Origin of the sequence: Actinophytocola sp. (assembly GCF_035712165.1) — a bacterium.
Classification (GTDB): Bacteria; Actinomycetota; Actinomycetes; order Mycobacteriales; family Pseudonocardiaceae; genus DASYTH01.
Genome location: NZ_DASTBH010000293.1, coordinates 1 through 9,313 on the forward strand (window position 1 = coordinate 1; position 9,313 = coordinate 9,313).

A 9,313-nucleotide genomic window follows, 5' to 3' on the forward strand; every position below is an offset into this window, starting at 1 on the left:
TGTGTGCGAAGTAGATCCGGTGCGGGGTGGGCCGGTGCCGGTCCGGGTGGCTGCCCGGCCGGCGGATCAGCGCGATACGGATGCCCGTGCCGGCCACCCGCCGGCCCAGTTCGGCGCCCACCTCGGGGTCGATGTGGCTCTCGGCGAGGGCCTCGCGCCCCCACGGGCCGGCCTGCTCGACGCACAGCCAGCCGGCCGCGACGCTGGACGTGCCCGCCAGCGGCTCGTCCAGCATGGTCGACAGCGCCGAGCAACGCGGCCCGGCGGTCGGGGAGGCCTGGTATCCATCCATCGCCGACCAGACTCTCACGAGCACCGGAAAGCCTTGATCGCGGCACGATCGATCGGATGCAACCTCCCCGGCCGAGGATGTGTGTCAGGACTGTGAAACCACCGAACACGGACGGGGCGGACGCCTTCCGGCGGTTCGCCTCGGGTGCGACCACCCAGCTGGGGAGGTTGGCGTACCTGCTGTGTGGCGACCGGCATCTCGCCGAGGACCTCGTGCAGTCCTGCCTGATCAAGATGTATCTGGCCTGGCCCCGGCTCACCGAGCCGGACGCGGCGCTGGGCTACGCCCGGCGGGTCCTGTTGCGCTGCTGGCTCAACGAGGCGCGCCGGCCCTGGCGGCGTTCGGAGGCCCGGGACGGGGTCGTGCCGGATGTCCCGGACGGCACGGCCGATCCCGCTCTCGACGCCGGCGCCGGACACGTCCGCGCCGTGCTCCTGGGGGCGCTCGGTCAACTGCCGCCGCGGCAGCGGGCGGCCGTCGTGCTGCGCTACTGGGTGCAGCTTTCGGTCGCCGAGACCGCCGCCGCCATGCGGTGTTCCGAAGGAACCGTCAAGAGCCAGAGTGCCCGCGGGCTGGCCACCCTCCGCGCGGCGCTGTCCGGCACCGACCAGATCACGGAGCTGAGCCAATGACCGACGAAACCAGGATCGTCTCCGCGCTCGCGGCCCTCGCCGACGAACTGCCGCCCCTGCAGGTGGACCTGGACCAGGTGGTGCGCCAGGCGCACCGGCGCCGAGGCCGACGCCAGGCCGTGCTGGTGGCCGCCGCGTCCACCGTCGTCGCCGGCAGCCTGGTGGCCACCATGATCACCCTCACCGCCGGCCGCGAACCCCCCGGCCAGCCACCGGCGCTCGCCAACGACGCCGGCTGGTCGGTCACGCCCGTGCCGGTCCTGGGCAACCGGGCCTCTCTCAATGCCGTGGCTCCGGTGACCCAGTCCGACGTGTGGGCCGTGGGATCGTTCTTCAACGACGACCGGGGTCACGACAACAAGACCGTGATCGTGCACTGGGACGGCCAGCGGTGGTCGCCCGCCGGCCCCACCAACCCCGGAACCTTCATGGACGTCGCCGCGACCAGTTCGACCGACGTGTGGGCCGTCGGCGGCGCGACGGACCGCACGCTGGCGCTGCATTGGGACGGGCGGGCCTGGACGGCGACGCCGACCCCGTCGCCCACCCCCGGTCCCGGACTGTCGTCCTCGCTCAACGGCGTGGCGCCGATCGCGAGCGACGACGTGTGGGCCGTCGGATGCCAGTTCAGCGCCGGTGGGCTCTACCAGTCGACGCCCCTTGCGCAGCACTGGGACGGCCAGCGGTGGGCCGAGGTCGAACTCCCGCCGATTCCGGACGCCCCGCAGGGGGCCTGCCTGCAGAGCGTGGCCGCGCGCGGGCCGAAGGACGTGTTCGCGGTCGGCCACATCTACGGCGGCAACGTGAAGGGTGGCGACCTGACCCTGCACTGGGACGGCACCCGATGGTCGGTCATTCCGCGCCTGACCGGCGGCACCGCCCCCTACTACCCGAACAAGGTGATCGTCGTGGGGGAGCAGGTGCTGGCGGTCGGCCAGAGCTACTCGCTGACCACCACCAGTGCGGCTGTCCTGCGCTGGGACGGCAGCGGCTGGCAGCCGACCCTGCTCGACGCCTTGCAGTTGAGCGGTGCGACCTCGGACGGCGATGGCGGGGTCGTGGTCGCGGGCCAGGCCGCCGGGACCGGACCCGGCGCGTTTTTCCACAGCACCGGCGGCGAGTTCCGGCCCGCGGAGAAGCTGCCGAACGGGTTGGCGAGCTTCACCGCGCTCGCCACGGTGCCGGGCACGGACATCGTGTGGGCCGTCGGTTTCCCCCGGATCGACTACGGCCAGCCGGCCGCGCGCATTTCCCCGGGGCAGACGATCCCACCGATCACGACGCGCCAGCTGCCCACCGTCATACCGTGGGCCGGCTTCATGTCCCTGGGAGGATAACGGCGCTCACTCGTCGCTGAAGAAGGTCATGACGGCGAGGAGGTCGGCGGCGAGGGCGCGGTCCCCGGTGATGGTGAGGGGGACCGCGTCCGGCGTGCGCCGGTTGGCGGCCAGGTAGCAGAAGTCCAGTGCGTCCGCGGTGAGCGTCACGCTGGGCTCGGTCGAGCCGGCGGGGTCGCGGGACAGGGCGATCAGCCAGTCGGCGGTCAGCACGCCGGTCAGCACGATGCGCGCGGTGCGCCCGGGGCGTGTCCGGCCGGACAGCTTCAGTGCCGCCGGCAGCGACCGGATGTGCAGGTCCGCCAGGGGGAGTAGGTGCCGGGGGGAGGGCGGGCGGACCGGCCGTCCGGTGGCCAGCCGCAGGTCGTCGGCGTGGATCCAGGTCTCGAAGGCGCGTCCCAGATAGGCGTTGCCCACCGGCATCGGCATGCCGAACACCTCGACCCGCCCGGTCAGCGGCGTGAACGCGGCGTGCCGCAGCAGGGCGAACGCCCGCTCCCGCCAGGCCCGGTGCGACCCCTGCGGGGAGGCCGGGGCCGCCGGCCGCGGGTCCACGCCCAGCGCGCCGGCCAGGACCGCGTCGTGACCGCTGAGATGGTCGACGAGCTCCCGAGCGGTCCACCCGGTCACGGTCCGGGTGTGCCACTGCGACCCGGTCACCCCGCTCAGCAGGGTGTCCAGCTTGCGCACCTCGGCGGCGTACGGGATCGCCTCGGCCGGCAGCGCTTCTGGGTCGGGATAGCCGGCTGGCCGGCGGTGCAGCGCGGCGGTGAGCACGGTGGAGCGCAGCGTCCTGGGCGGGGTCATCCCGGTCACGGCATGCCCTCCGCTCCCAGGCGCCGGCCGAGCGCGGCCAGCGCCAGCCGCAGCCGTGACTTCGCGGTGCCCTCCGGTATGCCGAGCGCGTCGGCGACCCGGCGGTAGGTATGGCCCTCGAAGTAGGCCAGCCTGATCGCCGTGCGCTGGTCGGCCGGCAGGGCGTCCACCGCCTGGCGGACCAGGTCATGCAGCACCGAACTGGTGGCGAGGTCGGCCGGCCCGGGCGTGGCGTCCTGCTCGTCGACGGCGGTGCGCTCGTGCCGGCGCCGGTGGGCGGTCTCCCGCCGGACCCAGTCCACCGCCCGGCGATGGGCGATCACCCCCAACCAGGACCGCAGGTCGCCGCGATCCGGGTCGAACCGGGACGGGTGCTCCCAGACGTAGACGAAGACCTCCTGGGTGATGTCCTGGGCCGCCGCCCAGTCCCCGGTCACCCGCAGGGCCAGGCGCAGCACGGTGGCGCCGTGGACGTCGTACAGCTCGGCCAGGGCGGTCTCGTCCCCGGCGATCAGCCGGTCCAGGAACTGCCGCGCCGGTAGCACCATCTCCGGCCCTCCCGTACTGCTGGGTCACCAGACAGGTGCACCCAACCGGCGCCCAGATACCGCTTCGGTCCCGCTGCCGGACCCACTCGCGTGAAGCGACTCACACCGTACCGACCCGGGTGATCCGTGTCGCCGGGCACCGTCGGATGGTTCAGGAAAGGGAGGACAAAATGCGAAAAACACGTAACAGAAAGGTGATCGTGGTGTGACGACAAGCACGCCGAAAGGGTGGACCGGGCCGGGGATGCACCCCGGCCCGGCTTCGCACGAGTGCGGTGCTAAGATGCACCGGGTTCTGCTGCTCGGCGGGGCGAGCAGCGCAGAACACCAGTGATATTTGTTCTTTCGGAATGCGCGTGACCGCGCCGCACCGGACGTACGGAGAGGAACGGTCAGTGTCCACGTTGGCCCCGCAGCATTCCGTGGTCGATGCCGAACCTCAGCGCGAATCGGGTACCTGGACGCAGCGCGCGGATATCCAGGGTTTGCGCGCGCTCGCGGTCGGTCTGGTCCTGGCTTACCATCTGAGCCCGGAACGGCTGCCCGGCGGTTTCATCGGCGTCGACGTCTTTTTCGTCATTTCCGGATTTCTCATTATCGGCCTGCTGGTGCGCGAGATTCGCCGCACCGGGCGGTTGCGGATGCGGGATTTCTACGCCCGCCGGATCCGGCGACTGCTTCCGGCCGCCAGCCTGGTCCTGCTGGCCACGGTCGCCGGCACGATTCTGCTGCTGCCGACCCCGCGCTGGCCGTCCGTGCTGCGCGAGGTGCTCGCCTCCGCCCTGGACGTGCAGAACTGGCTGCTCGCGGTCCAGTCGGCCGACTACGCGCACGCCACCGCGGCGGCCTCGCCGGTGCAGCACTTCTGGTCGCTCAGCGTGGAGGAGCAGTTCTACCTGTTCATCCCGCTGCTGCTGGTGGTCAGCGCCGGGCTGGCGGCCAAGCGCGGCCGGTCGGCCATCCGGTGGGGGTTCGGCGCGGTCGCCGTGGTCACCGCCGCCTCGCTGACCTACTCGGTGCTGCTCACGCCGGCGCCGCCCGGCGCGGCCTACTTCGTGACCCCGACCCGGATCTGGGAACTCGGCATCGGCGGGCTGCTGGCCATGGTGATCCACCGGGTCCGGCTGGGCCGCGCCGTGCGGTTGCTGCTGGGACTCGCCGGCCTGGCCGCGGTCCTGGTCTGCGCGGTCGTGCTGACCACGGCGATGGCGTTCCCGGGCTGGGTGGCGCTCGGGCCGACGCTGGGCACCGTTGCCCTGATCCTCGCCGGGACCACCCCGGACGGCGGCGCGCCTGCGCGCTACGAGGTCTCCGGGCTGCTCAGCATCCTGCCCCTGCGCTACCTCGGCGACATTTCCTACAGCCTCTACCTCTGGCACTGGCCGGTGATCGTCTTCGTGATGGAACGGGCCGGCGCCAACCGGCTCACCACCACCCAGATGCTCAAGTGCGCGGCGCTGAGCGTGCTGCTGGCGGCGCTGACCAAGCACCTGGTGGAAGATCCGTTCCGGCGCCGGCGCGGCACCCGCACCCGGTGGACCTACGCGCTCGGCCTCGGCCTGGTCATGGCGACGGTGGCCGCCTCGATAGTGCCCTGGCAGGTGGCCCGGCAACGGATGGACGAACTGCTGGCGGCGCGGTCCACGCTGGACAACGACCATCCGGGAGCGCGGGCGCTCGGCACCGCGCCCTCGCCGCCGGTCCGGACCGCGCCGCTGGTGCCCGACCCGGCCGTCGCCGACCAGGACATGGCGCCGGCCTGGCAGGAGAACTGCGCCAACTACGACCCGGCCAACGACAGCCGGTGCGTCTACGGAAACCCCGACGCCGCCAAGACGATGGTCCTGCTCGGCGACTCGCACATGACCATGTTCAGCACCGCTCTGGCCACCTTCGCCCAGTCGCACCCGGACTGGCGGGTCAAGCTGATGATGCATGACGGCTGCGGCTTCGGTGACCTGCCGCCGGACGACTCCGGATATCCGCTGCGGGTCTGCGCGGACGTGGCCTACGCGATGGTGCCCACGCTGCTGAAGATGAAGCCGGACCTGGTCGTCACGTCCGGGTACACGCTCGGCTCGAAGGTCATCGACGGCAAGCGGACCTGGCCCAACCGGGACCGGGTGCTGTGGGGGTACCGCGCGGTGCTGGGCCCGCTGGCCGAGGCGGGCATTCCGGTGACGGTGATCCGCGACGTGCCGCTGATGGCCACCAACACGCCGCGGTGTCTGCTCCGCAACCCGAACCAGCCGGCGGCCTGCGACACGCCTCGGGCCGTCGCGCTCGGGCCGGAGCAGGACCCGCTGGTCGAGGCGGTCAGCACGCTGCCGAACAGCCACGTGGTCGATCTCACCGACTGGCTGTGCACGCCGGACACATGCCCGGCCGTGGTGGGCAACGTCGTGGTCTACCGCGACAACCACCTGACCGACAGCTACGTGCGGACCCTCACCCAACCCCTCATCGCCCAGCTCGGCGTCTCCTGAGGCATCGAGGGCTTACTTGACATAATGTCGATTATCGAACTTGTATCGACCTGCGGTGTTGAGCCACGGGCCAACCTAGGCCCCTACGAGACGTCCGGCTCCACGACGCCCGGCACACCGCCGCGACCGTTCTGCTCCTTCTCGGGGTCCAGCCGCGCGCCACGCAGAAGCCATATAGCACGGTGGTGGAGTCGATACCTTGTCGACTCCACCACCCCGCCGCCTAACCACAGCTACGGAGGAGCCCCGATTTGAGCCTGCGAAGGGCTACTGGCTCGACCCACCACCAAGCGCACAGCCAGATGGGCATGGACGGGCTGACAGGGCTGCTACGGGCTGAAATGCCCCAAACCTTTCCTGCGGGCTTACGCGGGGCAGGACCCGTACTGCTGGGCCTGGATCACGGCCGTTGCCCAGTCCTCGACCTTGACCCAGATCTCCCCCTGGCCGGCGCGGTTGTACTTGGTCGTCCACGACTCGAACGGCAGGAAGAATTTCACCTTGTAGCACCAACCCGGATCCACGCGGAAGGTGTCCCAGTCCTGGTTGGTCGGCGTGTGCTGGCCAGCCGATAGCGTCGTAGTGGTACCACTTGTACATCCGATTGCGCCTGTAGTGCCGGTGGTGCCGCCACATGTCCAATGTGGCCTGATATAAATTAGAAGACCGCTGTCGTTATGGACCTGCGAACATCCCACAACCGGGGAGCAATTGCCCTGCACTGAAGGCGGCGCCTTCTGAGTTGTTGCCGCCATTGTGGTGGCCGATGCTGTTCCCCCCATCGCCAGAACCAGGGACACAGTCGTCATCCCCACCGTCACCCCCACATGCTTTATTTTGCGCATAAACATTCCTGCACCCTCCCAGTGTGCGGCATCAAATTTGGGGAAGATTTACGAATCGACAGACCGAGAAGACCCCAGACACTTCCCCATAGCTCACATTAGACCCTGACGCCGATTCATGTCAATGTGTGTCACAGTCATCTCAGGGAATACTCAGAGTATCATCGGGCCAATTGATCAGCTGTGTCGGCGCGTTCCGCCGCGTCCCTACTCACCGTCGAAGGCGCAGCGAAGTTTGCTCGGTTCAGTCCCACCCATCGCACACGTCGCGAACGGAACCATAGGTCACGGCCGCAACCAAGCAACATCTCAGCACGGGCCACCTACTGCTGTGGGCCCGAACGAGACTGAGGCTGCGGCACGGCGGCAGCTCGACCTAACTCCGGCTCAGCCCCTGTTCTGCCTGGTCAAGCTAGCGGAGGCGGAGGGATTTGAACCCCCGGTCCCGTGAAGGACTCCTGTTTAGATCTACGCACCGCCGTATGGTGCCGTTCGACACCGTCCGCAGTGCCGCCTCCATAGGTGGAGTCGGCGTAGCGGGTGCACGCGCGTCCTGTGTAAACGCCGCTCCAGCCATTAGAAATGCCAAATCCCGTCGTGGGAGGTCGCCAAGCCTCGTGCGTCGGCGTGGCGTTCGACTATTGCGGCGTTGCATTCCCGGTGCGCGCGGCGACATGGATCTCGTGACCTCCTCTTCCTCTGAGCCGGTTGACCGGGTGCTGTCCTCGAAGGCGATCTGGTGGTCGGCAGCGATGCTTCTGCTGGTGGCTGCGGGCACGGCGGTGTGGTTGCTGCTGGCCTACGGCCGTAGTGATGCCGACCCCGACCAGGTCCGGAACCAGCTGGACGCGATCAAGACAGCGGGCACGATCGTGGTCGGCACAGGCGGCGCCGCCGCGCTGCTGCTGGCCGCCCGCCGGCAACGCACCGCCGAGCGCGACCATGCCCGCCAAGTGCAGGTTGATGCGGACACCCGATTGGACGCCACTGAACGGCGGATCACCGAGCTGTACACCAAGGCTGCCGAGCAACTCGGCTCGGACAAGGCCCCAGTCCGGCTGGCCGGCCTCTACGCCTTGGAGCGGCTGGCGCAAAACAACCCCACCCAGCGGCAGACCATCGTCAACGTGCTGTGTGCCTACCTGCGCATGCCCTACCAGGTGCCGGGCGAACCACCCGCACACGAGCACAACGAGAGTAGCCAGGCGGCGGCCCACCAACAGCGGGCGCAGGAACGTGAAGTGCGACTGACCGCCCAAGGCCTTCTCTGCGACCACGTCCGAACCGGAGCCGACGCCAAGGGCGTGGTGAGCCCATTCTGGGCCGATATTGACCTGGATCTCACCGGTGCCGTCTTGATTGACCTGGACCTCGTAAGTTGTGCGCTGCGCAAGGCCACATTCACATCGGCCCAATTCATCGGGACGGCTCGGTTCGATAGGGCCCGGTTCGCTGGCGCCGTACGGTTCGACGAGGCCCGGTTCGATGAGGGCCGGTACGTTGCCGCCCGGTTCGGCGGGGCCCGGTTCGCTGGCTCAGCCCGGTTCGACGGGGCGCAGTTCGGCTCAGCCCGGTTCGACGGAGCCCAGTTCGCCAGCTCCGTTCGGTTCGATGGGGTCCGGTTCGCCGACGCTGCCTGGTTCGAGGGGGTCCGGTTCGCCGACACTGCCTGGTTCGTCGGAGCTGAATTCGCCAGCGACGCCTGGTTCCAGAACGTCCACGTCGCCGGCGCTTCCTCGTTCGACGAGGCCCGATTCACCAGCGCTACCTCGTTCGTCAGGGCACAGTTCGCCGGCAATGCCCAATTCGTCGGAACCCAGTTCCCCAACACAACAACGTTTGAGGGCGCCCGTTTCAGGAATGGTGTGCCGCCGACGCTGTCACGGTTCCGGTTGACTACGTCGAGCACGCCGAAGGCCGACACTGCCGAATCCACAGACTGAAAAACCGGTGAAGTCCCGTATTCGTGAGTGATGAGTTTTCCGGCCGCCGTCGACCTCACGCTGGACGGGTTTGAGCGGATTCGCAATCCGCTGCGTGCTCAGGCGCAACGCGGGCACGGGTGTCTGTTTGGGGGTGCAGCGGGGGCGAGCAAGGGCTGAGGCGGTTCCTCAGCAGCTCCTGGAGGTGTCGAGAAGCGAGCAGGCCGTGCCGGCCGATCCCGAAATCGCGGTCACATGCTGCTCGTGTGGCGTTCTTGCCGACGGCCGGCGGTGAAGTCAGCTGGGGGCGTGGAGGCAACGCGCCGGGATGCGGCATCGGTCCGTGCCTGCTCACCGGGCCATTAAAGCTGCAGGTAACCGCGGATCACGCCCAGTCGCCCGGCACGTTCGGCGTGCTGTCACACTGCGCGGAAC

The 9,313-nt window shown here is 69.3% G+C and carries 7 protein-coding genes and 1 pseudogene; 4 read left to right on the forward strand and 4 right to left on the reverse strand.

Features of this window, described 5'->3' with window-relative positions; translation table 11 throughout:
- Positions 1-292, reverse strand: a pseudogene (locus tag VFO68_RS16630) (hypothetical protein); the annotation flags it as partial.
- 92 nt (positions 293-384) lie between these two features.
- Here VFO68_RS16630 and VFO68_RS16635 point away from each other — a divergent pair.
- Both VFO68_RS16635 and VFO68_RS16640 read left to right on the forward strand, forming a co-directional pair.
- Positions 385-924, forward strand: coding sequence for a SigE family RNA polymerase sigma factor (locus VFO68_RS16635; protein WP_325159205.1), 540 nt, complete (start codon positions 385-387; stop codon positions 922-924).
- A complete protein-coding gene (locus VFO68_RS16640) occupies positions 921-2,261 on the forward strand; it encodes a hypothetical protein (RefSeq protein ID WP_325159206.1) in 1,341 nt (446 codons plus the stop codon). The genes VFO68_RS16635 and VFO68_RS16640 overlap by 4 nt, the downstream gene beginning before the upstream one ends.
- A 6-nt stretch (positions 2,262-2,267) precedes the next feature.
- Here the strand turns inward: VFO68_RS16640 and VFO68_RS16645 are convergent, their stop codons facing one another.
- Positions 2,268-3,068, reverse strand: a complete 801-nt coding sequence (locus VFO68_RS16645) for a maleylpyruvate isomerase family mycothiol-dependent enzyme (protein WP_325159211.1) — start codon at positions 3,066-3,068, stop codon at positions 2,268-2,270.
- A 5-nt stretch (positions 3,069-3,073) separates the two neighbouring features.
- Positions 3,074-3,625 carry an RNA polymerase sigma factor gene (locus tag VFO68_RS16650; RefSeq protein WP_325159207.1) on the reverse strand — a complete coding sequence of 184 codons (552 nt, stop codon included), beginning with the start codon at positions 3,623-3,625 and terminating at the stop codon, positions 3,074-3,076.
- A 395-nt stretch (positions 3,626-4,020) separates the two neighbouring features.
- Here VFO68_RS16650 and VFO68_RS16655 point away from each other — a divergent pair, with 395 nt between their 5' ends.
- On the forward strand, positions 4,021-6,111 hold the full coding sequence (locus tag VFO68_RS16655; protein WP_325159208.1) for an acyltransferase family protein: 2,091 nt from the start codon (positions 4,021-4,023) through the stop codon (positions 6,109-6,111).
- Between the two features lie 365 nt (positions 6,112-6,476).
- Here VFO68_RS16655 and VFO68_RS16660 read toward each other — a convergent pair whose 3' ends face one another.
- Entirely contained in the window at positions 6,477-6,611 is a 135-nt protein-coding gene (locus tag VFO68_RS16660; protein ID WP_325159209.1) for a hypothetical protein, read from the reverse strand.
- A 1,019-nt stretch (positions 6,612-7,630) separates the two neighbouring features.
- Between VFO68_RS16660 and VFO68_RS16665 the strand changes: the two genes are divergently transcribed.
- Entirely contained in the window at positions 7,631-8,899 is a 1,269-nt protein-coding gene (locus tag VFO68_RS16665) for a pentapeptide repeat-containing protein (protein WP_325159210.1), read from the forward strand.
- The last annotated feature ends 414 nt before the right edge of the window (positions 8,900-9,313 follow it).